Source organism: Weissella confusa (assembly GCF_004766315.1).
GTDB classification, from domain to species: domain Bacteria; phylum Bacillota; class Bacilli; order Lactobacillales; family Lactobacillaceae; genus Weissella; species Weissella confusa_A.
In genome coordinates, this window is record NZ_PVSN01000036.1 from 1 (window position 1) to 25,876 (window position 25,876).

Consider the following 25,876-nt stretch of genomic DNA (forward strand, 5'->3'; position numbering starts at 1 on the left):
CCAACACAGCGGGCAATCTCACGAGAGATTGTCGAAGCGCTTCTACCAATTTCTTTTGCAATGCTACGCATTGACAACCCTTCTCTGAGTAAAACTTCTATACGTCCGCGATCAAATGCGGTAAGCTGATGATAATGACTCATAATGTTTCCTCGCGTTCTGTATGTTCTAGACAAACTACATTTTACGCTGGTTCATTATGAGTCAGTTTTTATTTAGCTTAGTGTTGCACTTGAATTGTAAATTCAAGCGCTTTGTCAACACAGATGCTGATATACAGCTATTTTAATCGTTCTAGTTGTTTTGATTTATTCAATTTACTAGAACGATTTTCATTTTCAAATCCTGATTTCATTTTTTTGAGACACTTAAATAAGCCTTGAGGGTATAAAAATTTTTTCAAGGCTGTTAAGCTAATGATGACCCAAGAATTTTACAATGAACGGGCGAGTTCGTATGAGTAAAATTGGTTGGTGTTTATTAGGTAGTGGATTGTTTTGATGAGGCGATCCATAGAGGAAACGAGTAATGGCTTCTTTCGAGTTGCTGTTGCTCGTTTCTTTTCGTATCTATCCCTGATGTGGTTTGGCTGCGCAGTGGAACTAACCATGTTTACGACAGTCCAATATAAAAGCTTGCGAGCGTGTGGATTGCCATGCTTCGTGATGTGACGCTGTGCGACATAATCACCGGATTGAATCTCGGTCAAATCCAAACCGATAAAACTATTCAGTTGTGAACGCTTTTCGAATCGTCGGACATCTCCGAGTTCACCGATTAGGCGAACTGCGGTGTTCTCAGCGATGCTAGGAATGCTTAATAAGATGTCGAATTCAGGTAACTTCTTCGCTAAATTAATCATGTTAGAAATGACGACTTCTCGTTCCGCTGTCATTTCGATAATATTTGTTACCTGTTGTTGGAGTTGTTTAACTACGAATGATGATGGCTCGACTGCTGGATAAGAAACTCCATGGGCACGCCATAACCTTTCCGCCAGTGTTCGGGCGCGACCTTGGCCGATACCACGCAGGCCTAAGCTGAGAATGATATCCGTAATTTCTGTTACTGTATGCTCCTTAATCATGTCAGGGTGTGGGAATAAACGGAGAACTTCTAAACTTGAAATGTTGTCTACATCAATTTCATCCGTGAAATTAGGAAATGCCAACTGCATCAATTTATGGACGCGGTTTTTCTCACGTTTTATATCTTCAGTTTGTTGGTCGTAGTAACGACTCATGTCTGACAGCTCACGATATAGCGGATCTGAGAATTGTGGCACGTAGGGAACTAGTTCCTTTGTGAATTCTGTTATGGCGAGTCCGCGTGCGTCACGAACGTCGTTCTTGCGCATGCGTGAACCATCATCTAGCCGCTTCTTAGCTACCAACGGATTAAGCACGTGATACAGAATGCTGTTGTCAATTAGATATTTTTCTAGTCGACGTGAGTAGACGCCGGTTGCTTCGAAGACAACCTCCGCGCCACCGTAAGATTGAATAATTGACTTTAAGCTATGGAATCCAATGGCATCGAGAGTGATTTCGCCGTCATATGCTGTTTTTCCATCAACTGCCACGGATAACTTTGCGGATGCCTTCGAGACATCCAAACCAATAATTGTACGCATGATACGCTACCTTTCTTGAAGCTCTTCACGTTGATCTTAGTATCCAAGTTTTCAAAACACGGTTTCTAGAACCAAACTACTTTGAGCGAATTTGCTAAAACCAGTGAAGCAGCCATTTTTGTGCGCGGCCTCAAGGGCCAAAAAAAGCCACGGCTTTTGCTTCACTACCACTATAAAGTAATAGAGGCGTACATGAACTCCGTCGAGTTTCATGTACGCCCCTAAGCTTAGTAGTTTTTCTACGTTGAACCAATCGAAGACTTTAACGCCCTGTACCGTCAGCGACAACGTTGGCAATTGGGAGAGATGGAAGTGGTGCACATGTTTGAACCAAAACATTTGTTATCTTTCAAACACCTTACGACAAACTTTATGGTTCGACGTCTGTTAATTGACCACACATTGCTATTTCCACGGCTTATCTGGTTATTCGCACCTATGGTCTTAGTCGTAAATGGGTTTTCGCCTGCAATGTTGGCGTTGATTTATATTGCGATGTACCTGATGTATGTTTTCGCAGGAGCAATCTATTTTTTGCTTGCTCAGGTGTACCTAAGGCCGTTTCCTGAAGCGTTCGCTTGTTACGTTAAGACCTGGTACGTCACGTTATTACTGCCGGCCTATAAGTTTCTGTTGTCATGGGTGCTATTGCTAGCCTTGCTAAATCGATCAAAGTCGCGTAAGTGGCAAGGCCGTGGGATTCGTGATGAACTATCCGCCATCAGAGAGACTATTCGGCGCGATACGAAACACATAATCAAAAGTGAGGAATCAAAATGAATCATCGCATTATGGACGTAATCGATACTTGCGTCATGGGCCTGTTTATTATTTTGTTTGGGCTGACACTCTATTTTGCGGGTGCTTCAGTTAACTTACAGCGCGATGGCGTGACGTTTGCTGGCGTCGTCGGGGTACTGGTCTTAGTTGGCAGCTATCTCATCACACAGACGACATTGTTGCCGTGGTGTTACACGCACCGAATGGCTTTGTTAAGTGGTGGGTTTATCATTGCGATAATGTGGCAGTTCACTTTTGTGACACTCTTTCATCCTGCCATCGGTTTTGATGCAGGCGCCATACATGAAGCGTTACAACATCCGGAAGACATTGATTTAATTGGGTATTTTAGTCAAAATACCAACAACTTGCCATTATTGCTTGTGTATGACTGGTTAAGTAACATCAGCCACACAATCAGCTGGTTATTTTTTGATTACGTTAGTCTGATTTGTGTCGATGTTGCGTTGCTTGTCAACCTGGTGACGATGTGCATTGTGCGTCGTGAGAATGTCGGGCGACTTCTCTGGATTGAGACATTATTTATGCTTGTTTTCCCATGGATTGTTGTGCCGTACTCAGATACGGCGGTTCTGCCATTGGTTGCACTGTTATTTTTGCTGATGGCTTGCCTGCAAAAAGCGCAAGCATGGTGGCAAACGCTCATTTTGTCTGCGTCACTAGCGGCTTGCGCAGTGGCCACTTATTTCATCAAGCCCTCGGCCATTATTCCGTTAATTGCGCTGTGCCTTGTGCTGATTAGATCAGTTATCACATCAGACAAGGTCGCGTTAGGGAAGCGTCTGAAAACTGCTTGTTTAGTGATTGTGACAATTACAGTTAGCGGTCTAGGCGCCTATACTGTTGGTCAGCAGGTGATTGATGCGCAAACTGTTATTAGAATCAACAAAGGTCTTACCATTCCACCGATTCACTTCATGAGCATGGGAGTTTCTGGGGATGGTGGCTATAACGAGGCAGACGCTCTTAAGATGGCTGAATTACCAAAACGTTCTGATAAGGTTGATTACTCAAAGCAACAACTGATTAAAAGATTACGCGAGAAGGGTGTCATTGGCTATTTGGCTTTCTTAGTGAAAAAGCAAGGCAATAATACCGCAGATGGTACGTTTGCTTGGTTAAAAGAAGGTCATTTCTTTAAAAATGGTCATCCAAATGAGCCTAAGTGGTTGAGCAATTGGGTGACCACAGACGGTAAACACTTAAAGGATTTGCAATTCATCACCCAAATGTGGTGGCTGCTAATATTGGTGACCATTGCAATAGGACTACGGAAGCAAGATGATTGGTCTCGTTTATGTTGGTTAGCCATTTTAGGTGGTTTTATGTACCTCTTGTTATTTGAAGGTGGTCGTAGTCGATACCTCATACAGTTTTTGCCAGCATTTTTGATTTTAGCAGCATATCAAGCTGGTTATGTTTGGCAACTGTTCAACCGGTTTGGAAAACGATGCTGGTGGATATTCTTCGGAAAGGAGTATGCGCATGATTGAGGCACATTATCGATTGAAATTTTATATTAATGCCTATCACTTCATTCGATGGAACGGTCGCGATGGCGAGACACATCCGCACACTTGGGAAATCGTGAGTGATTTTGCATGTGATATGGAGGAGAAAGTCCCATTTTATGAGTACGAAACAAAAATCAACACGTTTCTATCAACGTACGATGGACAGGTACTGAATGACATTGCCCCGTTTGATAAGATTAATCCGTCTTTGGAAAACTTTGCGACGGAGCTGTTTGATCGTTTACAAACGCATCCTGAATTGATTGGGTCGGCTGTTAAATTAGAAGAGTTGGCAGTGAGTGAAGGCCCAACTCGAACGTATGTCTTAACAAATCGAGACTGAGGCAAGTTATGAAAAATGCATTGGTACTTTTTACGTCCATTGTCGGTGTTATCTTGGTGTTTTCACTGACAATTGAAACAATCTATGTTGGTGGTGGCTTTTCAAATAACACCCATGCACAAAAGGTGTCTTCGGTATCTAAACAGTCATGGACTAGAAAAGAATTTGAAAATTTGCAAACACTTGATTGGGATGATGAAACAGACCAACAGTATGACTATCTATTATCAAGACATGGCAAAGCAGATCGACAATCAGATAAATCAATCGATTTTGGTCATGATGAAAAGATTACCCAACAGACGTTAACCTGGGAACAAAAACATTGCAAGGTTGTGTTAGGCTTTTATCGCTATCAGGAAAACGGTGATTGGGTTTTGCATGATAAAACGTGGATTCAGAAATAACTTATTAGCAAGTTAACGAGAAATCGTTGACTTGCTCTTTTTTATTTTTTGACGAATAGAAAATGATACATTTTTTAAAAGCATTATAACAACATACAATGTACTGAATTTGAGAGCTAGGGGGCTTTGTATGTATACGTTCATTTATGCCATACTATATTTTCTGGCAAATATTACTATCATTCTACCGTACGAAATGGTGTTACAAAATTACACAAATTCTGAATCCGGAACATATTTTCTAATGCTATTACTTGTGTATGGGGTTAGGTCTGTGGCCGTTTGGCTATTGCCGGATCAAATTGCGACCGGTCCGTTTATGAACTTAAGAAGTAGTGTTTCTACCGCTTGTATCGGATTTATGTTTATGCCATTTATTAAGTCAGATACGAAGGTGTTGGCTATACTTGTTGCCGTTTTATTAGGTTATTCATCGGCAACTATTTGGCCTCTTTTTCTAACGTACAAGTCTGAAAAGTTGTTTCGCCCGGTAAAGCCAGCAACTTTATTAATTGATTTGCTGGTTATCATTGTTACTCTTGTTATACTGCAAATTGCATTTCCGATGGACGTTAGCAGTATTCTGCTGGGCCTGCTATACTTCGCAGCGTTGTTTGTTGTGCCAAAGACTGCTGTCAATAATTTGGCTACAGACGGTAAGGCCATAGGTCTAGTTCTGGCTGTCGTGTTGTTAGACTTCATCGCCCGTGTTAGCCTTGCATCACCAATGTTAAATAATAGCCAAGCGGTATTTGAAGAAAAGTTGGTCATCGGGATGCTGCTGACTTTGTCTATCGTTGTCAGTTTCTTGGCCGTATTAGAGTTTGGGCGGCTTAAGCATTCTGAATTGTTTTTTGCAACCGTGTTAAGGGGCCTTATAATGGCGTATATACTGCTATTTATGCCGCTGATACTTGCGTCATTGATTGGCTCAGAAAATGCGACTTTCGTCACGTACGGTTTGTATATTTTTGGTTTTGAGTTTGGCGGAATAATGCAGACTAAGCTGACGCATAAAAAACGCCAATTCATTTTGGGGGCCGGCTTCGTGATTGGCTTTTCCCGAACCCCGTGATGAAATTATTGGCCATTTTACTTTTGGCAACATTCGTCGGTAGTATAAATCAGGATCTTAACCGATTTCACATTCAAAACGGGCGTCGGCTTTCCTTTAAAGGTATTACTCATAAGTATAAAATCTCGAATTTGGGTAACCAATTATTTTATATCATTTTCATTGCAGGTACGTGTGCCCTGACGTTTTGGGAAACTGATTACCCGATAAAATTCTTCCCAGGAACACTTTCGGAGCAAACCGCGCAATTCTTTTCAATAGCGATGAACGTCGTCACAGGACTAGTAGCTAGCTGGTTATTGTTCAAGGCTACAAAGAAAAAACTAGAATAGCACCCAAATGAAAAGGGGGACATGTGACCACATAGGCCATGTGCCCCTTTTTTATTGTGTACTGTTCATAATAAAAAACACATGCCATTTCTAGGCATATAAGGAGGCATGGAGTGTGCAAGTATGCAATCAGATTTTAGTTTACATAATATTTTTAAGTGAAAATTGAACCCTTGATTTATCAAGGGTTACAGCTAGTCAATGGGGGTTGACAAACTCGCTTGCATATTGTGCATTCAAGCGTATAATTATAAGAGCTGGAAATGGTCATTTTTAGAGTTGGGGGTGATGACAATCGCAACACGTATTCCAGAACAGTTAGTCGAAGAAATTCGACAACGTGTTAATATCGTTGATGTCATTTCGCCATATGTACATCTGAAGAAACAGGGACGTAATCTGTTTGGGCTTTGCCCGTTCCACGATGAACGTACACCGTCTTTCTCAGTTAATGAAGATAAACAAATTTACCACTGCTTCTCTTGCGGTCGTGGTGGTAACGTCTTTAGCTTTATCATGGATATCGATAATGCAACTTTCCCACAAGCTGTGGCAAAGGTTGCCCCATTTGCGGGTGTTGACTTAGATGCATCTTATACATCTGATGAAGCAACGGAAGTGGTTGATCCACAAATCAAGGCGCTGCGTGAGCTATACGCAGATGCGACAAAGTTGTACCACCACTTGCTTGTTAATACTGAGGCAGGTGAGGGTGCCCTTGATTACCTACACGATCGAGGCTTGGATGATGGGACAATTGATGCATTTATGCTCGGGTTTGCACCTGAAAACGATGTATTGATTAACTATTTCCAAGAACAACAAGTAGATTATCAATTACTACGATCATCAGAACTATTCATCGAATGGGATGATGGAACGTTGCACGATCGTTTTACGAATCGTGTCCTTTTCACGATTCGTGATAGTGCTGGGCACCCGATTGCGTTCTCTGGCCGTCGGCTGTCAAATGATGATTCGCAAGCAAAGTATATGAATTCGCCGGAGAGTCCTTTATTTAACAAGTCGCAAGAGTTGTTTAATTTGGACCTTGCCAAGGGTGCGATTCGTAAGCAGAAGCACGCCGTTGTGTTTGAAGGCTTCATGGACGTTATTGCGGCGTTCCAAGCCGGTATTCAAAACGGTGTTGCCTCAATGGGAACATCTTTGACACCAGAACAAGTTCAAGTTTTGTCACGTATGGCTGACAATGTTTCGATCAGTTATGATTCTGACGCTGCTGGTCAAAAGGCGACGAAGCGAGCTTTGGACCTTGTTGCGCAAAATGGTCACATCTCGGCTAATGTTATCCACATTCCGGATAACCAAGACCCGGATGAATTCTTGCGTTCGAATGATGTGAGTGCATTTCTAAATGTGTTGTCACACAACACTGAAGATCCCGTTGCATTTAACATTCGTTACTTGAAGACGGATCGTAACCTCAATAATCAAACAGAATTATTTGCTTATGTGAGTGATGTACTGGCAGTTATTGCGACAGTCCCAGAACCAGTTATGCGCGAGACTTATTTGCGCGAAATTTCTGAGGAATTCAACATTGGGATGGAAGCCTTGCAAGATCAGCTTCGCCCATTGTTGTTGCAACAACAGGCAAATCGTTCAAATCCAAGGTCGAACAATAATCGTCAATCAGGGTATCGCCGACCAGAACCAAATTATCCGGTCGCGCCAAATGGTGATTGGCAGGCAGATGCACCGGCACCTATTCCGGCGCCAACGCCACGTACAATTTCACGTGTAGAAAAAGCTGAACGCATGTTGTTGGCATGGATGCTACGTGATAACGATGTTTGGCTACAGGTAACGGGTACGCCAGACTTTACGTTTGTTGACGTACCATATGAGACGCTATTAATGTTGGCTACCGGCTACCGTGAGACACACGGTAATGAGCCGATTGTTGATATGGCAGGCCTCATGGACTTTGTTCAAAAGCCGGAATTGACCCGTATTTTGGCAACGCTCGATGACTTTGATGACGAATTATTCGCTGATCGTAGTCAAGTTGGCATGTATATTCAATTTATTAGCCATGATGCACCATTATCTGATAGAATTAATAGGTTACAGCGTCAGATTAAAGAAGCTAATCAAATGCACAATGACGCGCTGGTTGCCCAACTTAGTGTTGAGTACATGGCCGCATTACGTGAACAACAGACCCACAAGTAATTAAGGAGGCCGCTATGGCAGAAAAGCAAGCACCAATTTCAGCAAAGTTCGATCAAGCTGAATTTGATAAGGCAGTTAAGAACATCATCAAGGAGTTCAAGGCCGACAAGGAAATTAAAGAAAATGCTCTCCAAGATGCTTTGGTAAAGCCAATGCGTTTGAACGCTGATCAAATCGATGAACTATACGAGAAGATTGAATCAGCTGGTATCTCTGTCGTTGATGAAAACGGCGAGCCAACCGCACGTGCGCTTGAAAACAAGAAGACCAAGTTGTCAGAAAAGGAATTGAAGCAAGCTGCTGATGCACCTACTGGCATGAAGATTAATGACCCTGTTCGTATGTACCTAAAGGAAATCGGACGTGTGTCATTGTTGACTGGTGATGAAGAAGTTGCTTTGGCCGAGCGTATTGAGCAAGGTGATGAAACTGCTAAGCAAGAATTGGCTGAAGCTAACTTGCGTTTGGTTGTTTCTATCGCTAAGCGTTACGTTGGTCGTGGTATGCAATTCTTGGACTTGATTCAAGAAGGAAACATGGGATTGATGAAGGCTGTTGAGAAGTTTGATTACCGCAAGGGATTCAAGTTCTCAACTTATGCAACTTGGTGGATTCGTCAAGCGATTACTCGTGCAATCGCCGACCAAGCTCGTACAATCCGTATTCCTGTGCACATGGTTGAAACGATCAACAAGTTGATTCGTATTCAACGTAACTTGTTGCAAGATTTGGGTCGCGAACCTACGCCTGAAGAAATCGGTGCCGAAATGGACATCGTGACTGACAAGGTCCGTGATATTTTGAAGATTGCACAAGAGCCAGTTTCATTGGAAACACCAATTGGTGAAGAGGATGATTCACACTTGGGAGACTTCATTGAAGATAATGAAGCTATTTCACCTGCTGATTCAGCTGCTTACCAAATGCTTAAGGAACAATTGGAATCAGTTTTGGACACGTTGACTGACCGTGAAGAGAACGTTTTGCGTTTGCGTTTCGGTTTGGAAGATGGTCGTACGCGTACTTTGGAAGAAGTTGGTAAGGTATTTGGGGTTACTCGTGAGCGTATCCGTCAAATCGAAGCCAAGGCACTTCGTAAGTTGCGCCACCCATCACGTTCAAAGCAATTGCGTGATTTCTTGGATTAATTAAGGCGAAATGAAAAGGGCGAGGGCATTGCACCTCGCCCTTTCTTTTTTGTCAGAGCATGGAGCAGACAATGAAAAAAATACTCTTTGGATTGGCGACGTTGATATTAACGTTCACGGTCATGCATGGTGTTTTCGCAGATGATAATCCGCCATACACGGTGACGCCAGCAATTCCCAAAACGCAATTAGATAGTCAAAATAAGAATTACCTTGATTTGTTGCTTAACCCAAACCAGGTCGAATCGGTTTCATTTGATATTAAGAACAATTCAAATGACGCGTTGTCTTTGAACGTCGAGACTGGTTCAGCGTCAACTTCACCATTGGGACAGGTGCTGTATAACGACAAGAACGTCATCGGCAATGTTGGGCCACAAATGGAAAACCTGATTCATTTAGACCAACAAACGATTCAAGTGGCGCCAAAGGCAGACGCAAAAGTAACAGGTACCATTTCGATGCCGAATACGCCGGTTGACGGGATTATTGCAGGTGGTGTGACTTTCTCGTTGCCGGCTTCGAAAAACGCAGATGCTGTTGAAACAACGGTCGCTGTGTTGGCACGAAACACACGTAATCTCCCGGCGACGACAGCTGAACTTCACGCGGTTTCATACGAAAAGGTCAACAAGCAAACTGGTTTTGCAGTCGCAGTCGCCAATACTTCAGGATCGTTTATCAACGGCGCAACGTTTACGACAAAAATTATCAATGTGGCAACAAAGAAGACGGTGATAGAAGAGACGCGACGTAATGCGCAGCTAGCGCCTAACTCGACAATGACATATTGGGTTAAAAATAATGTTAAAAACTTGCCTGGTGGTAAATATCGTGTTCAGGTGGTCGCAAATTGGAGCGGTATGAACCAAACTTGGCAAAAGCAAATCAACTTACCTAAAACAACTGCACCAGTAACACAAGAGCCCCAAAAGGTGCCGTTTATGGAAGCGTTACTGTACGCGTTTAGTTTGTTGGCTATCGCGGCGATTGTTTTAGCCGTCATGTGGTTTAAAAACATGCGATTCTTAGTTAAATAAGACATCTTTATTCAAAACTATACGGTAAGATATTCCTACTAAAGCGTAGTTACGTGCATTTTACAGGAAAAATTATTATAATAAGTGAAAATAGGGGTTATATTGGTTATGAATTGCGACATGCAGTTTATGCGGTCGGGTTAGCGCTCGCTTTGATTGGCGTATCAAAGCCGGTTTCAGCTGACACGTTACCCGCATATGATATTACAGCGGATATTCCAGCGTCTCAAATCGACAAGAATAACTTGTCATCAATTGATTTGAAATTGGCGCCTGGTCAAAAAGAACAAGTGACGTTCTATATCAAGAATAACACCGATTCAGAAATGACCTTGCGTCTGACTGGTGGTACGGCAATGACGCGTGATAACGGTAAGGTTAATTACGTTACGGGTAGCCAAAATGTGACAGGACAACTAGTGGGTGGTGTCTCATTTGTACGATCAACGACATCAAATACGGCATCTGAGATTCCGGTTATCCTACAAAACGACACAACGCCAGTTAAGCCAGTTCTAAAAGTAGGCAAGGCAAGTCTAAGTGATTTGTCGTCTGATCGTGTATTAGGCGTGACGTTGAGCAATAAGGCGAACACGTTGGTTAAGGATGCAACTGTTACAACGAGCGTGACAGATAAGAATGATAAGGTGGTTTACGAAAAAGACGGTAATGTTGATATCGCGCCACAATCAAGTTTTACATTCGACATTAAGAAGAACATTAAGTCAATTAAGGTTGGCACATACAAGGTTCATGTTACTGTCGCCTCAGGTGATGTTAAAACAACCGAAACACGCACGTTAAAGGTCACTGCCGCACAAGTTGCGCAATTGGCCGGCCAACAAGTTAGTGCAGCTGATGATTGGAAGAATCCAGCCAATTGGTGGAAGCTACTGATCTGGCCAATCGTCGTCTTTGTGGTTGTGTTCTTGGCAGGTCGTTACCTATTGCCAAAGCGCCGTCGCAAGCACAATGGACCGCGTGAAGATTTGAAGCGTAAGGATGATTAATAGATTATCTAAAAAGGGATTAGTCACTGGCTAATCCCTTTTTTATTTCACAAGCTTGTGAAGAAAAATCAACAACATAATATTCAGAATGGCTATAAATAGGCTTTTTAAATCTACAAAAACACATTTTTTCACAAAATAGATTGCTCAAAATGCTTGCATTACATCTTTAAAGGCTTACAATAATAAAGCATTCATTAATAACGATTTTATTTTTTAGGAGAAGAACAGTGAATTTTGTATTTCTAGGTTTGTCATTGTTTGCTGGTTTCATGCTTGCGAACCAAAACCCAATTAACGCTGATATGAAGAAGGTGGTGGGCTCACCATTTATCTCAGCAGCAATCTCATTTTTGGTTGGTTCTGTCTTTTTGGCAATTGTTAGTGCCGTTAAGTCACATCAAGTATTTCCAACAATGACTTTCATTCAATCAAATCCAGCATGGATTTGGTTGGGTGGTGTGCTGGGTGCCATTTATTTGACATCAAACGTTTTGCTATTCCCACGCTTGGGCGCAATCCAAACAGTTGTTTTGCCAATCCTTGGTCAAATTTTGATGGGTACGCTTATTGATACATTTGGCTGGTTTGGATCACAACCAATTCCTTTGACGGCGCTACGTGTTATCGGTGTGATTGTTTTGATTGCTGGTGTGGTCGTCGCGGTTGTTTTGCCAAACGTCTTGAACAAGGATGTTGAAGCAATGGATAAGGCGATCCAAGCTAAGGAAACACACACTGAATTGCTAGGTTGGCGTGTATGGGCTATTATTGCTGGTGCATTCTCAGCTATGCAACAAGCCATCAACGGTCGCTTGGGTGCCTTGCTACATGCACCTGCCCAAGGATCATTCATTTCATTCTTTGTTGGCTTTATTTTGATCACGATTGTTGCATTGATTGTGGACAAGCGTTTGCCAAAGATGTCAGAATTGAAGCAAGCTAAGAGCTGGAACTGGCTCGGCGGTATTCTTGGTGGTTTGTTCGTCTTTGCCAGCGTTTTGTCAGTACCTCAAATTGGTGCGGGATTGACGATTACGATGGGATTGATTGGTCAAATCGTTGGATCTATGTTGGTTCAACAATTCGGCTGGTGGCGTTCAGCTAAGATTAGCGTGTCACGTATTCAAATCTTGGGAGTTGTTGTGATGGCCGCTGGTGTGGTCTTCATCAAGTTCCTATAATCAAAACATTTTTAACCAGAGCCACATTGTCGGTTCTGGTTTTTTGTTTACAAATCAGCAGTGACGAGGCGGACAGAGTTTGATACACTAAGCACATTATGTTTTTCAGAGAGGGGTAACTATGCAAGAAAGAGAATCAAAATTAGAGAAGTTTAGTTTTCCATTACTTGCTTCAAATTTTGCATCAGTTTTTGGTGATGGTGTTTACCGATTTGGTTTGAATTGGTTCTTGGTTTCAAGTTACGGTAATGCACAAGTATTGGGATGGTTGAGCGGATTTGGGTTCCTGGTTTATCTATTGAATGATGTGTATGTCGGATCAGTATTGGACCGGTTTAATCGTAAATGGGTATTGCTGGGTGCCAATTTATTCGGAGCGATTGGGACGTTGACATTGTCGATGGTGATTAATCCCGACCATCCGCAGCTGTGGTTGTTGTTTGCGTTGACGTTTATCTTAAATGTCGACGTCTCATTCGCGTATCCGGCCGCTCGTGCGATTTTGCCAGACGTTATTAAGACAAGTGCTTTAGCCCGATTTAACGCTTGGGCATCCGCTGCTTTCTCAACTGGGCAAGCCTTCGGACCGCTAGTTGGTGGACTGCTATTGCACTTGAAGTGAATTGACCTACAGTCATTTCTACAAATCTTTGGTGTGATGTTGTTAATTACAGTCGGATTGAACCTAGCCATTAAGTATCAACCAACGCCAAAACACGAAAGCATCCAGTCAGAATCGTTTTGGCAAAGCTTGATTGGCGGTTATCGTTATGTCGTCTCTCAGCCACGGTTGTTCGAGTCGATGTTGCTAACGATGTGGAGTAACTTCTTTTTTGAGGGCTTTATCATCGCGATGCCATTCTTGATTCAACACAGTTATCACGGAACTGCGACTGATTATTCGACTGCTTTAACGCTGGCTGCGGTAGCCGGAATCGTAGCTGGTTTACTATTCGCCCGCTTGCCACATCTAAATTCATTGAAAACGCTATACTGGGACTTTTACGTGTTGGGCGTTGCATTCATATTAGGCACGTTTGTTCAAACGTTGTGGGTATTCATCGTGCTAGTCATCTTAAACGGCTTTGCGCGTGCGTCATTTGTTATTAAGATCAATACAGTGCGGCAACAAGATAGTGCCCCAGAATACTTGGGACGTGTTTTCGGTATTTCATTTTTTGCGACGGATTTATTCGCGCCAATTATCACAATTGCATTTGGGTATGGTGTTTCCGAATGGGGGAGTGGACCGTGTTTCTCCTAGGTGCGATGATGTTAGCCGGCATGTTTGTTATTAAGGCCATTAGTCGTAAACACGCTTTGAAGCTGGCACAATCATAGCCTCATAAAGTAAAAGGGCAGTAATGCCTTTTTATTTTGCAGACTTAATTAAATGAATGCTCGCTTAGTTATGATGAAAAGTTGGAATTGCCGGTCAGCAGCCGGCAAAGTCGTGGTACACTAGAAGTAATATTAAACACAGGAGTTACCGTGATGACGACAGTTTTAGTTGTTGATGATGAACCTTCTTTGGTGACATTGCTGACATACAATCTGAAAAAATCAGGTTTTGATGTTGTCAGTGCGACCGATGGTCCAAGTGCCATTGCAACACTGGCTGAACAACCAATTGATATTATGCTGTTGGATGTGATGCTGCCGGGCAAAAGTGGTGTTGAAGTCACTCGCGAATTACGCGCCGAAAAGAACCGTATTCCCATTATCATGTTGACTGCTTTGGATGAGGAAGTTGACAAAATTTTAGGGTTGGAAATTGGTGCTGATGATTACGTGACGAAACCATTTAGTCCGCGTGAAGTGATTGCGCGTGTACGAGCCGTGTTACGTCGCTTTGACGTGACGACACCCGAGAGTAAAAACGAGAATAAGACGAAGCAATTCGGCAATATTATGATCGACTTTGACAAGATGGTTGTGCAACGTGACGGTGAGATTATTAAACTGACCCCGAAGGAATATGAATTGTTAGCTTATATGGCTGAACGTGAAGGACGTGTTTTGAGTCGTGAAACGATTCTGCACGGTGTTTGGGGCTATGAGTATACTGGTCCAGATACGCGAATGGTTGACATACACCTTTCACACTTGCGCGATAAGATTGAGAATGATCCGAAGCACCCTGTCCATCTGAAGACGGTTCGTGGTTTTGGCTACCGTTTCGACAATCAACCGACAGCTGAATAAGGAGGACATACATGCAATCAGAGTTAATGCATAACGCGAAACGTTTTGTCGTTTTCTGGGCCTTGTTCTTCGTACTCATCTGGGGACTTTTCCTGGTAGCTGCGTTAACAGGTGATGAAACGCGAATGCCAAAAGCGCATTTGTTATTGTTGTTGTCGATGATTTTGGCTGGCGTTGCGACATTGGTGTTGGACTTGCAACAACAACGTCGTGATCAACACATGGCGATTTTTATTGATAAATTGCGGGATTTACAAACAGATAATACGCGCGCGGGGCACATCTTGATGCGTCCGGACGATTCATTAGCACCGTTGGCTGAAGCGATTAATGATGTGCAACGATTAAATCGTAACCGCATTAAATTGCTACAACAACAAGGAAGTACATTGGCTGCTCTGATGGCTAACATGCCACTTGGCGCCTTGCGTATTACACCTGAACGAACGATTATTCAGACTAATCCACAAGCGCAAACATTACTGGGTTTGACGCAGAACGTTGTGGGACGACAGTATGATGATGTTATTAAAAATCACCGCCTATTATCGTTGTTCGAACAATCATTAAAACGACAAACGCATGTTCGTGAGCTGGTGAAGTTGGATGCCCACATCGTCGACGTTTCGTTGGTTTACTATGAAACACGCGAACGTCACCACGAATTATTGGTTTTGCTTTACGATATGACTGAGGTTACGCAGATGCAGGATATGCAAAGTGCCTTTATCGCAAATGCTTCACATGAATTGCGTACACCGTTAACGGCCATTGCCGGCTTTACGGAAACGTTGCTGGGCGGTGCACAGGACGATCCAGACGCACGTCAGGAGTTCTTGACCATTATCCAATCGGAAACGAACCGTTTATTGGAGTTGACGGAAGATATTTTGACAATTGCTAAGGTGCCTGAACGCCAGGAAAATGCAACGCCAATCAAATTGTCTGATATGGTTAATGACATCTTTAAGTCACAAGCCGAGAGTGCCGAAAAGCAACACTTAACGCTGCAGAATGAGGTTGCACCATCCTTTACGGTGACGCAAGACGCAACCGTGCTTCGCCAAATTCTGACGAACTTGATTGTTAACGCTGTTAAGTACAATCGTCAGGATGGATTGGTTAAAGTGTCCGCCATGGTCACGGCTTCTGAATTTGTGGTTGCCGTTAAGGATACTGGCCTCGGAATTCCAAGTGAGCAGCAAAATCGCATTTTCGAACGCTTTTATCGAATTGATAAGTCACGTAATCAAGCAATCCCTGGTACCGGTCTTGGTCTTGCCATTGTCAATGACTTAGTTAACCAAGCTAAGGGAACAATTGATTTGGATAGCCAGGTTGGTGTTGGGACAACCATTACAGTGACACTGCCCCTACAATAAGTTATATTTAAAGAATTGAATTGAATTGAATTGAAGAAAGAGGATTGTACTATGTCTAATTCACGTCCAGTTGTTATCGGAGTTACTGGTGGCTCAGGTTCAGGTAAGACAACGGTTAGCCGTGAAATCATCGAGCGCTTGAAGGGTGAATCTGTGGTTATGATCCCACAAGACGCTTATTACAAGGATCAAAGTGAAAAGAGTATGACGCAACGCGTTGCGACGAACTACGATCACCCGGATTCATTAGATAACGATTTGTTGATTGCCCAATTGAAGCAATTGTTGCAACGCGAATCAATTGAACAACCAACGTATGACTATGCTGCCCACACGCGTTCTGATAAGACAGTCACAGTTGAAGCATCAGACGTTATCATCGTGGAAGGTGTTTTGCTATTCACTGAACCTGAATTGCGTGACATGTTAGACATTAAGGTCTACGTTGACACAGATGACGATTTGCGTTTCATCCGTCGCATGCAACGTGACATCGTTGAACGTGGTCGTACGACAGAATCAGTTGTAAACCAATACTTGGCAACGGTTAAGCCAATGTATCACCAATTCGTTGAACCAACGAAGCGATACGCTGACATTATTTTGCCTGAAGGTGGCGCAAACGTTGTTGGTATTGGCATGTTGGAAGCGCAAATCCGCGCCATTCTAGATTTGCACAAGTAAAAAAGAAAGTGTGATACAACATGGAAGAACGTATTTGGAATCGTATTGTAAAGTATACTGAGTTGCAGGGAACCTCAGGTCAAGAACACGCTGTTCGTAAGGCCTTTCGCGAGGATTTGACGCCACTTGTTGATGAAGTTGTTCAGAACGGCCTGGGTGGTATCTATGGTATTCGTCATAACGATGATGCTGAAGCCCCACGTATTATGATTGGTGCGCATATGGATGAAGTTGGTTTCATCGTGACGCAAATTACACCACGTGGTATGTTGGTGGTCGACCCAGTTGGTGGTTGGAACCCATACACGGTCTCAGCACAACGTTTTACACTCTTTACTCGCGATAACCAATACCCTGTTGTGTCTTCAGCGGTATCACCACACTTTTTGCGTGAAGGTGGTGTGAATGGTGCACCGAAGATTCAAGACATTTTGTTTGATGGTGGGTTTACTTCAGCCGATGAAGCAGCCTCATTCGGTGTTCACCCAGGTGATTTCATTGTGCCAGCTGTTAAAACAGAAATGTTGGCAAACGGCAAGCGTGTTGTGTCAAAGAGTTGGGACAACCGTTTTGGCTTGGTGACGATTTTGAATGCCCTTGAGAATTTGCAAGGTGTTTCGTTGCCTAATACGTTGATGATGGGGGCAAATGTCCAAGAAGAAGTTGGTTTGCGTGGGGTCGGCCCAGCCGTTAACCAATTGCGACCTGATATTTTCTTTGCGCTGGACTCATCTGCGGCCGACGACACCCAATCAGAACAGGGTCAAGGTCAAATGGACCACGGTGCCTTATTGCGTGTTTATGATCCAGGTGTCATCATGCCATTACGCTTGAAGGAATTTGTGTTGGATACTGCACATGATGCGGGTATTCCGTTGCAATACTTCGTGGCTAAGGGTGGCACTGATGCGCACGGTGCACAATCACAATTGTCTGGTGTGCCATCGGTTGCATTGGGTGTTGCTTCACGTTATATTCACACACACCAGACGGTTTGGTCAGTTTCAGACTTTGAAGCTGCTCAAGCACTGGTTGAGACCCTTGCACAAAAGCTTGATAAGACAACTGTAAATGACATTATTTACGGTGATTAATAAATAAAAAAAGAAACGGAGACTGACAAGATGTTGATTGCCAGCTACAACCCAGCCGGAATGGGTGATGTTTTGGTTGTGTTGACTGCCCCAGCAGCCGAGCACACCGCAACGCAAAAGGGAGATGTTGTACGCCTTGCTGATAAGGACAACGCCCTTTTGGGATTGAATTTTTTGAACGCTTCACAAATCCTTGATTTGTCAGATGTTAACGGTCAAGTTATTTTGACTGAAGAACAAGTTGCCAAGTTGAACGAAGTACTTGCAGCCGCAGGATTCGAAGATGTATTGGTAGCTGATACGACGCCTAAGTTTGTTGTCGGATATGTTGAGTCAGCAGAGCCGCACCCAGATTCAGATCACTTGCAAGTGACGACGACGGTAGTGGACAATGATGAACGCGTGCAAATCGTTTCAGGTTCACCAAACATGCGCCAAGGCATTAAGGTTGTTGTTGCTAAGGTTGGGGCGATGATGCCTTCAGGTTTGATTATCTGGCCAGGTGCTTTGCGTGGCGTTGCCTCAAACGGTATGATTACGTCTGGTCGTGAGTTGCGTTTGCCAAATGCACCACAAGTACCAGGTGCCTTAATTTTGCCAGATGACTTTGCGGAAGTTGGTACACCATTCGACGCAAACTCAGCCGAAGCACAAGCGTTGTTCCAATAAGACGGGGGTAACAGCATGGCTGATCGTCGTCCCATTGTCTTTTATGAACGTCTTATGGAAAACTACGATGAGCAAGTCGCACACTTGATGTTGGCTAAGACGGCCTATGTCATGTGGGCGGATTCGTCCGAGGACGCCGTTGATGTACTTGCCGAGCCGGCAGCCGAACCCGAAGAGGTTGAAATGCCAGCCGTATCGCAACCGGCTGAACCAGTTATCGTGGAAACGTTGCAACCGCAAGTGGAAACGGTGACGGTTCCTGATAAGCCAGTTGCAACGGTTGTGGCCAGTGAAGCACCAGCAGTCCCTCATGAAAAACATGCCAACACGCATGTTAAAACGGGGCTAGGTTTGAGTTTGGACGATATTTTATCTGAAGAAGCAAGCGTGGCTGCCAAGAGCGAAACATCGTATTTTGAAGACTAACTGACATTGAAGCCTTAACCGTGTTTATTCATGGTTAAGGCTTCTTTCTTTTTCCGCTGAGTTTTTGTCTGTGAACGGTTTTACGTGTATAATAGATGATACTTACAAACAGATTGGACGAATGAAAATGGACAAAGATACGTTGTACTACTTTATTGGAATTAAGGGCTCAGGTATGAGTGCGCTGGCTTTGATTCTTCACGATCAAGGCCTACAAGTCGCAGGTTCTGACATTGACGAATATACTTTCACGCAAAAGCCCTTGGCTGCAGCAGGTATTCCAATGTATTCATTCGACGCCGCAAACATCAAGCCAGGTATGACGATTATTCGTGGAAACGCCTTTACTGATGATCAAGTGGAAGTTGCCGCAGCTTTGGCAATGGGTGATCAAGTGAACGTTGTAACGTACCCTGACATGGTTGAAAGCCTAATCAAGCAATACACGTCAATCGGTGTTGCCGGTGCCCACGGTAAGACGTCAACGACTGGTTTGTTGGCCCACGTGTTGGCTGGTATCGCACCAACGTCATACTTGATTGGAGATGGTACAGGTAAGGGTGTTCCTGACGCCCGCTTCTTTATTTTTGAAGCTGACGAATACCGTCGCCACTTTAAGGATTACACACCTGACTACGCAATCATGACCAACATCGACTTCGATCACCCTGATTACTACACGGGTGTTGATGACGTTCGCAGTGCCTTCGAAGAATTCGGAAACAACGTCAAGAAGGGTATTTTTGCTTGGGGTGACGATCCACAACTTCGTCAAATGAAGGTGGATGTACCAGTTTACTTCTACGGTACAAACCCTGAAACAGATGATTTCTATGCGACTGATATTAAGCGTTCAACGACTGGTTCTAGCTTCGATGTCTACTACCACGATGAATTTTTGGGTAACTTTGAGGTGCCTTTGTTCGGTCAACACGGTGTGCTAAACTCTTTGGCTGTTATCGCTGTTGCATACTTCGAAAAGATTGACGGCGATCTTGTGCGCAAGGAGTTGTTGTCTTTTAAGGGTGTTAAGCGCCGCTTTACTGAAAAGCAAATCGGCCCCGTAACCATCATTGATGACTACGCACACCACCCATCAGAAATCACGGCAACCTTGGATGCGGCGCGTCAAAAGTACCCTGGACGTGAATTGGTGGCTGTCTTCCAACCACACACGTTCTCACGTACCATCGCATACCAAGATGATTTTGCAAAGTCACTTGAATTGGCTGACAAGGTGTATTTGACAGAAATCTTTGCTTCAGCACGTGAAGCTGCTGGTGATATTTCATCATCAGATTTGGGTGCTAATATTTCAAAGTTTGGTGGCATTGTATCACCAACTGACGTCGCACCATTGTTGGACCACGAAGAAGGTGTCTTTATCTTCATGGGTGCTGGTGATTTGCAAAACACGGAGTTTGCGTTTGAGAAGATTCTAGCGAACACGCAATCAAACCTACAGTAAAAAACGATTAAAAACCTTAACTGAACCATAGAGTTTCAGTTAAGGTTTTTGTTATAATATACACATTGGGGTAGTTAACCAAAACATTGTCTTCGGACAACGAAAGAGGTATTAATAATATGGATAATTTTGGATTTGAACAACAAGAGCCACGTCTGGTTAACCCAGATGTGCAAGGCTTGAACAGTTTCTTTAAGAAGGTCTACACATACATGGCCTTGGCATTGTTGGTAACTGCAGTTACGGCATACTTGGGCATTACAATGTTTGCGCGCCAAATTGCAACGATCTTCAGCAGCCCAATTTCATCAATCATCATGATTGGCGTTGTGTTTGGCTTCGTTTACTTGTTTGGTAAGCGCGTTTACCAAAACCCGGCACAAGCATTTGGTATGTTGATGGGGTTCGCCGTGTTGAACGGATTGATGTTTACGGTCATCGGTATGGTAACGCCAATTGGGACGTTAGCAACGGCATTCTTGACGACGGCATTCTTGTTTGCTGGTATGGCTTTGTATGGTGTCACGACTAAGAAGTCAATGGCGTCAATGTCATCTATCTTGTTTGGTTCATTGATTGCCTTGATTATCGGAGGCATCATCAACTTGTTCTTCTTTAACAGCATTGTGTACATGTTCTTGTCAGTTGTTGGTGTGATTGTCTTTGCATTGTTTACGGCATACGACATGAACCGTTTGAAGGCAATGTACATGCAATTTGCTGGTGATGCAGACATGGAACAAGGAATGGCCGTTTCAGGTGCGTTGTCACTATACATGGACTTCATTAACTTGTTCATCTACATGATTCAATTGCTCACTGCATTCGGTGGATCACGCGATTAAACTCATAAAAATATTAAAGCGTCTCGTTACTTGCGAGGCGCTTTTCTGTTACACTAAAGATATGACTACGGTGGGTGACACGTCACCCGGAAATGAGATAAACATGGCAAAACCAACATTACTATTGATCGATGGTAACTCACTGGCTTTTCGTGCATTTTATGCGCTGATTAACCAAGTTGACCGTTTTGTAAATCACGAGGGACTACACACAAATGCTTTGGTAGGCTTTAACAACCTATTGGACGGGATTGTTGATCCATTTAATCCTGATTTGGCATTGGTTGCTTGGGATGCCGGCAAGGCGACGTTCCGTACAGGAAAGTTTGATAACTATAAGGGAAACCGAGACAAGACGCCACAAGAATTGGTTGAACAATTCGAACCACTGCGTAAGATGGTTGAATTGCACGGAATCAAGTCATACGAGCTACCGGGCTATGAAGCTGATGATATTATCGGAACCACTGCTCGTATGGGAGAAGCCGCCGGTTACGCGGTAACAATTGTGACGGGAGACCGGGATATGACGCAAATGGTGACCGACGATGTGTCTGTTTGGGTGACTAAGAAGGGTATCACCGAAATGGATCACTACACACCAGCGATGGTTGCAGAAGTCTACGACGGTTTGACTGCAGCGCAAATCGTTGAAGTTAAGGGACTCCAGGGCGACACGAGTGATAACTATCCTGGTGTTGCTGGCATCGGTCCTAAGACAGCGATCAAGTTGATGAAGGAATACCACACCATTCCTGAGATGTATGAGCGCATTGATGAAATGAAGGCTTCTAAGCAAAAGGAAAAGCTAGTTGCTGGTAAGGAAGATGCGTTGTTGTCACGTGACTTGGCCACGATTCGCACGAATGCACCGGTTGATTACACGTTGACTGATTTGGCTTATCAAGGGCCAGATTACGACGCCATTATTCCGTTCTATCAACATTTGGATTTCAAGGCACAATTGGTGAAGTTGGCTAATCAAGGACACACCATCCCAGCGCCACTGCACAATGAGGCTGATGAAAACGGTGAACCAGTTCATGATTTGAGCAATACGCCTTTGGAAGTTCGTGAGTTGACCGCCGCGAACTTGACGCACATTGAACAGCTTGGTGATGAGGTTAGTTTTTATCTTGAACTAGATGGTGATAATTACCACACGGCCGCACCAGTCGGGTTTGCAATTGGTAATAATGAGCACGGTTACTTTGTGAGTCGTGACATTGAGTTGCTGGTACAAGGCACTCCCGTGAACAAGATGTTGCAAGACCCAGCGATTAAGAAGAATGTCTTTAACGCCAAGGAGACTATCGTGGCATTGCGACGTCTTGGTGTGACATTCCCAGCGGTTGATTTCGATTTGTTGTTGGTTGCGTACTTGCTAGACACGAACGACAATAACAACAATTTAGGCGCATTAGCCCACGAAAACGGCTACTATGCGGTTCGTACTGACGAAGAGGTTTACGGCAAGGGGGCCAAGTTTGCCATTCCTGAAGCCGATGAAGATCTGTTTGAGCACCTTGGTCGCAAGGCGATGGCTATTCAATACTTGAAGACGCCACTGATCAAGAAACTAGCCGACCACGAACAAACGAATTTGTACGAAGAAATCGAATTGCCATTGACGTATGTGCTAGCTGACATGGAGGCAACCGGTATTACAGTAGATGCCAACACGTTGCTCGAAATGCGCAGCAAGTTGACGGAACGCTTATCAGAACTGGAACAAACAATCTACCAACAAGCAGGTCACGAATTCAATATTCAATCTCCTAAGCAATTAGGGGTTATCTTGTTTGAGGAAATGGGTTACACGCCAATTAAGAAGACTAAGACTGGTTACTCAACCAGTGTTGAAGTTTTGGAGCAAATGGGGGATGTCCCTCTAGTTGCGTCAATTTTGGAATACCGCCAAATTGCGAAGATTCAATCAACGTACGTCGAAGGACTGTTGCGTGTGATTCACGGTTCTGATTCAAAGGTGCACACACGTTACTTGCAAACATTGACGCAGACTGGTCGTTTGTCATCAGTTGAGCCAAACTTGCAAAACATTCCCGTACGCATTGAAGAAGGTCGCCGCATTCGCAAGGCCTTCATTCCACGACAAGAAGACTGGATGATTTTCAGTGCCGACTACTCACAAATTGAATTGCGTGTTTTGGCGCACATCACTGGCGATAAGCACTTGCAAGAAGCGTTTATCAACGGCGAGGACATTCACGCGGCCACAGCGCGCCGTATCTTTGGTCTAGCGCCGGAAGAAACGGTTGATGGCAATATCCGTCGTCAAGCAAAGGCCGTAAACTTCGGTATTGTGTATGGTATCTCTGACTTTGGTTTGGCCAAGAACATTGGTGTGTCACGAAAGCAAGCCAAGCAAATCATCGACACGTACTTTGAACAATACCCAGGTGTTAAGCAATGGTCAGAAGACATTATTGCGTCAGCGCGTGAAAAGGGCTATGTGGAAACGATTGCGCACCGTCGTCGTTACTTGCCTGATATTAAGGCGAAGAACTTTAACGCCCGTAGCTTTGCGGAGCGCACAGCGATGAATTCACCAATTCAAGGTTCAGCCGCTGACATCATCAAAATTGCGATGATTAACATGCAACAAGCGATTGCGGATGCAGGTTTGCAAGCAAAGATGCTACTTCAGGTACACGACGAATTGATTTTTGAGGCACCAGCCAGCGAAATTGAAGCGTTGCATGAACTCGTGCCACGCATTATGGATTCAGCTGTTAAGTTGGATGTGCCACTATCAGTTGCCAGTCACGAAGGTAAGAGCTGGTACGACGCAAAGTAATAGATATTTTGAAGACCCAACAATTCATTTTGCTGGGTCTTTTATGTCGATAAGATTGTATTTTATATCTAACCGTCGCCTGTTAAAAATGGTAAACTAAATAAGATAAATGACACATGACCGTCTGTAAAATATACGGTCGGAAAGGCGGGAATCATGCCAGAGCTTCCTGAAGTTGAAACGGTTCGTCGTGGCCTTACACGACTAGTAGTAGGACGTAAAGTACTGGGTACAGAGGTACGCTGGGAAAAAACAATCGGCGGTATGGCACCAGAAGAATTCGATGCCGAATTAGTTGGCCGTACAATCGATAAAGTGGATCGTCGAGGTAAATATCTGCTGTTCCGTTTTTCTGGCGGCTTAACCATGGTGTCGCATTTGCGTATGGAAGGTGCCTACTATACCGTGCCAGCGGGTACCGAGCCTGGTAAGCACGACCTAGTGACATTCCATCTTGATGAGGGAATTGATTTATTTTACCGAGATACGCGTAAGTTCGGTCGTATGAACCTTGTACCAGATGCTGAAGCGCTACAAGTTGCTGGACTGGCTAAAATTGGTCCAGAGCCAACTGAGCAGGATTTGTCGTTGGCTTATATGATTAGTGAATTTGGCAAGTCACGTATGCACGTCAAGCCGTTTTTGCTTGATCAAAGCCATATTGCGGGGTTAGGTAATATTTACGTCGATGAAACGCTGTGGCAATCACAGATTCACCCGTTAACAGCCGCGAACAAGCTAACCGAAGACGAACTAGCCCGCTTGCGTGAGAATATCATTCATGAAATTGCGCGCGCCACTGAGCACCACGGTACAACCGTGCACAGTTTTACGACGGCCTTTGGTGAAGCAGGTGAATTCCAAAATGAGTTGCAAGTGTACGGACGTGTTGGCGAACCGTGTCTTCGTTGTGGACACCCACTTGAGAAGATGAAAGTTGCACAACGTGGGACAACTTATTGCCCTGTTTGCCAAGTAGAAAAGGAGTAAAAACATGTTTAAATTGGGATTAACTGGGGGTATTGCTACCGGTAAGTCAACCGTATCTAATCACTTTAAAGAACTGGGGATTCCGGTGCTTGATGCTGACGTCGTGGCTCGCGAAGTTGTTGAACCAGGGCAACCGGCCTTAGCGGATGTTGTGGCGGAATTTGGGGATGAGATGCTGTTACCTGACGGATCGCTTAACCGCAAAGCGTTGGGAGCTGTTGTCTTTGGTAACCCAGAGAAATTAGCAAAACTAAACCAATTTACACACCCCCGTGTCCAAGCAAGTATGCGGGCACAGGCTGATGCGTATGCAAAGGCGGGCGTACCGTTAATTGTTTTGGACATTCCGTTGTTATTAGAAGGCAAGAACGCAGCCGGAGCTGATGCAGTTATGGTTGTTACGGTTCCGGCTGATGTACAACAAGAACGTCTGATGGATCGCAACCAATTATCGGCTGAAGACGCCCGCAAGCGCATGAATTCTCAAATGCCAATGGCTGAGAAAGAACAATTAGCCGACTATGTCATCGACAATTCCGGGACGATCGCTGAAACCTACGAACAAGTTGATGCCGTGTTGGCGCAATTACCACACTAAATTAACAAGGAGGC

At 44.0% G+C, this 25,876-nt stretch carries 22 protein-coding genes and 1 pseudogene; 21 read left to right on the forward strand and 2 right to left on the reverse strand.

Going from position 1 to position 25,876, the window contains the following annotated elements:
- Both C6P11_RS05575 and C6P11_RS05580 read right to left on the reverse strand, forming a co-directional pair.
- Positions 1-143, reverse strand: a 143-nt coding sequence (locus C6P11_RS05575; RefSeq protein ID WP_135518151.1) for a helix-turn-helix domain-containing protein, incomplete at its 3' end; no start/stop codon positions are given.
- Positions 144-433: 290 nt separating this feature from the next.
- Positions 434-1,633: an IS110 family transposase gene (locus tag C6P11_RS05580; RefSeq protein ID WP_135519384.1), complete on the reverse strand. Its 1,200-nt coding sequence runs from the start codon at positions 1,631-1,633 to the stop codon at positions 434-436.
- A gap of 776 nt (positions 1,634-2,409) precedes the next feature.
- Here C6P11_RS05580 and C6P11_RS05590 point away from each other — a divergent pair.
- The 21 genes and pseudogenes from C6P11_RS05590 (at position 2,410) to coaE (ending at position 25,862) form a co-directional block, all read left to right on the forward strand.
- Positions 2,410-3,927 (forward strand): TIGR03766 family XrtG-associated glycosyltransferase, encoded by a 1,518-nt coding sequence (locus C6P11_RS05590; RefSeq protein ID WP_135519387.1) that lies wholly within the window; start codon positions 2,410-2,412, stop codon positions 3,925-3,927.
- On the forward strand, positions 3,920-4,291 hold the full coding sequence (locus tag C6P11_RS05595) for a 6-carboxytetrahydropterin synthase (RefSeq protein ID WP_245299795.1): 372 nt from the start codon (positions 3,920-3,922) through the stop codon (positions 4,289-4,291). The genes C6P11_RS05590 and C6P11_RS05595 overlap by 8 nt, the downstream gene beginning before the upstream one ends.
- A gap of 8 nt (positions 4,292-4,299) precedes the next feature.
- Positions 4,300-4,698 (forward strand): hypothetical protein, encoded by a 399-nt coding sequence (locus C6P11_RS05600; RefSeq protein ID WP_135519390.1) that lies wholly within the window; start codon positions 4,300-4,302, stop codon positions 4,696-4,698.
- 274 nt (positions 4,699-4,972) lie between these two features.
- Complete coding sequence (locus C6P11_RS05605; RefSeq protein WP_135519392.1) at positions 4,973-5,773, forward strand: hypothetical protein; 801 nt, start codon at positions 4,973-4,975, stop codon at positions 5,771-5,773.
- A 620-nt stretch (positions 5,774-6,393) separates the two neighbouring features.
- On the forward strand, positions 6,394-8,301 hold the full coding sequence (dnaG, locus tag C6P11_RS05610; protein ID WP_135519394.1) for a DNA primase: 1,908 nt from the start codon (positions 6,394-6,396) through the stop codon (positions 8,299-8,301).
- Between the two features lie 14 nt (positions 8,302-8,315).
- The gene (gene rpoD / locus C6P11_RS05615) at positions 8,316-9,449 is read left to right on the forward strand and encodes an RNA polymerase sigma factor RpoD (protein ID WP_003609359.1); all 1,134 of its coding nucleotides are present in this window, start codon (positions 8,316-8,318) and stop codon (positions 9,447-9,449) included.
- 71 nt (positions 9,450-9,520) lie between these two features.
- Positions 9,521-10,489 carry a WxL protein peptidoglycan domain-containing protein gene (locus C6P11_RS05620; RefSeq protein ID WP_167849538.1) on the forward strand — a complete coding sequence of 323 codons (969 nt, stop codon included), beginning with the start codon at positions 9,521-9,523 and terminating at the stop codon, positions 10,487-10,489.
- 113 nt (positions 10,490-10,602) lie between these two features.
- Complete coding sequence (locus C6P11_RS05625; RefSeq protein WP_135519398.1) at positions 10,603-11,499, forward strand: WxL protein host-binding domain-containing protein; 897 nt, start codon at positions 10,603-10,605, stop codon at positions 11,497-11,499.
- A gap of 230 nt (positions 11,500-11,729) precedes the next feature.
- Complete coding sequence (locus tag C6P11_RS05630; protein ID WP_135519400.1) at positions 11,730-12,683, forward strand: DMT family transporter; 954 nt, start codon at positions 11,730-11,732, stop codon at positions 12,681-12,683.
- Positions 12,684-12,804: 121 nt separating this feature from the next.
- A pseudogene (locus tag C6P11_RS05635) lies at positions 12,805-13,947 on the forward strand (MFS transporter).
- A 230-nt stretch (positions 13,948-14,177) separates the two neighbouring features.
- The gene (locus C6P11_RS05640; RefSeq protein ID WP_135519402.1) at positions 14,178-14,888 is read left to right on the forward strand and encodes a response regulator transcription factor; all 711 of its coding nucleotides are present in this window, start codon (positions 14,178-14,180) and stop codon (positions 14,886-14,888) included.
- A gap of 11 nt (positions 14,889-14,899) precedes the next feature.
- The gene (locus C6P11_RS05645; RefSeq protein WP_135519404.1) at positions 14,900-16,270 is read left to right on the forward strand and encodes a sensor histidine kinase; all 1,371 of its coding nucleotides are present in this window, start codon (positions 14,900-14,902) and stop codon (positions 16,268-16,270) included.
- 51 nt (positions 16,271-16,321) lie between these two features.
- Positions 16,322-16,954: a uridine kinase gene (gene udk / locus C6P11_RS05650; RefSeq protein WP_135519406.1), complete on the forward strand. Its 633-nt coding sequence runs from the start codon at positions 16,322-16,324 to the stop codon at positions 16,952-16,954.
- 20 nt (positions 16,955-16,974) lie between these two features.
- Positions 16,975-18,048, forward strand: a complete 1,074-nt coding sequence (gene pepA / locus C6P11_RS05655; protein ID WP_135519408.1) for a glutamyl aminopeptidase — start codon at positions 16,975-16,977, stop codon at positions 18,046-18,048.
- A 30-nt stretch (positions 18,049-18,078) separates the two neighbouring features.
- Complete coding sequence (ytpR, locus tag C6P11_RS05660) at positions 18,079-18,717, forward strand: YtpR family tRNA-binding protein (protein ID WP_135519410.1); 639 nt, start codon at positions 18,079-18,081, stop codon at positions 18,715-18,717.
- Between the two features lie 15 nt (positions 18,718-18,732).
- Positions 18,733-19,143: a hypothetical protein gene (locus C6P11_RS05665; RefSeq protein WP_135519412.1), complete on the forward strand. Its 411-nt coding sequence runs from the start codon at positions 18,733-18,735 to the stop codon at positions 19,141-19,143.
- A gap of 127 nt (positions 19,144-19,270) precedes the next feature.
- The gene (gene murC / locus C6P11_RS05670; protein WP_135519414.1) at positions 19,271-20,611 is read left to right on the forward strand and encodes a UDP-N-acetylmuramate--L-alanine ligase; all 1,341 of its coding nucleotides are present in this window, start codon (positions 19,271-19,273) and stop codon (positions 20,609-20,611) included.
- Between the two features lie 119 nt (positions 20,612-20,730).
- Entirely contained in the window at positions 20,731-21,456 is a 726-nt protein-coding gene (locus C6P11_RS05675; protein WP_135519416.1) for a Bax inhibitor-1/YccA family protein, read from the forward strand.
- A gap of 103 nt (positions 21,457-21,559) precedes the next feature.
- Positions 21,560-24,274 carry a DNA polymerase I gene (polA, locus tag C6P11_RS05680; RefSeq protein WP_135519418.1) on the forward strand — a complete coding sequence of 905 codons (2,715 nt, stop codon included), beginning with the start codon at positions 21,560-21,562 and terminating at the stop codon, positions 24,272-24,274.
- Positions 24,275-24,430: 156 nt separating this feature from the next.
- Entirely contained in the window at positions 24,431-25,264 is an 834-nt protein-coding gene (mutM, locus tag C6P11_RS05685; protein WP_135519420.1) for a bifunctional DNA-formamidopyrimidine glycosylase/DNA-(apurinic or apyrimidinic site) lyase, read from the forward strand.
- Positions 25,265-25,268: 4 nt separating this feature from the next.
- Complete coding sequence (gene coaE / locus C6P11_RS05690; RefSeq protein ID WP_135519422.1) at positions 25,269-25,862, forward strand: dephospho-CoA kinase; 594 nt, start codon at positions 25,269-25,271, stop codon at positions 25,860-25,862.
- Positions 25,863-25,876: the final 14 nt, after the last annotated feature.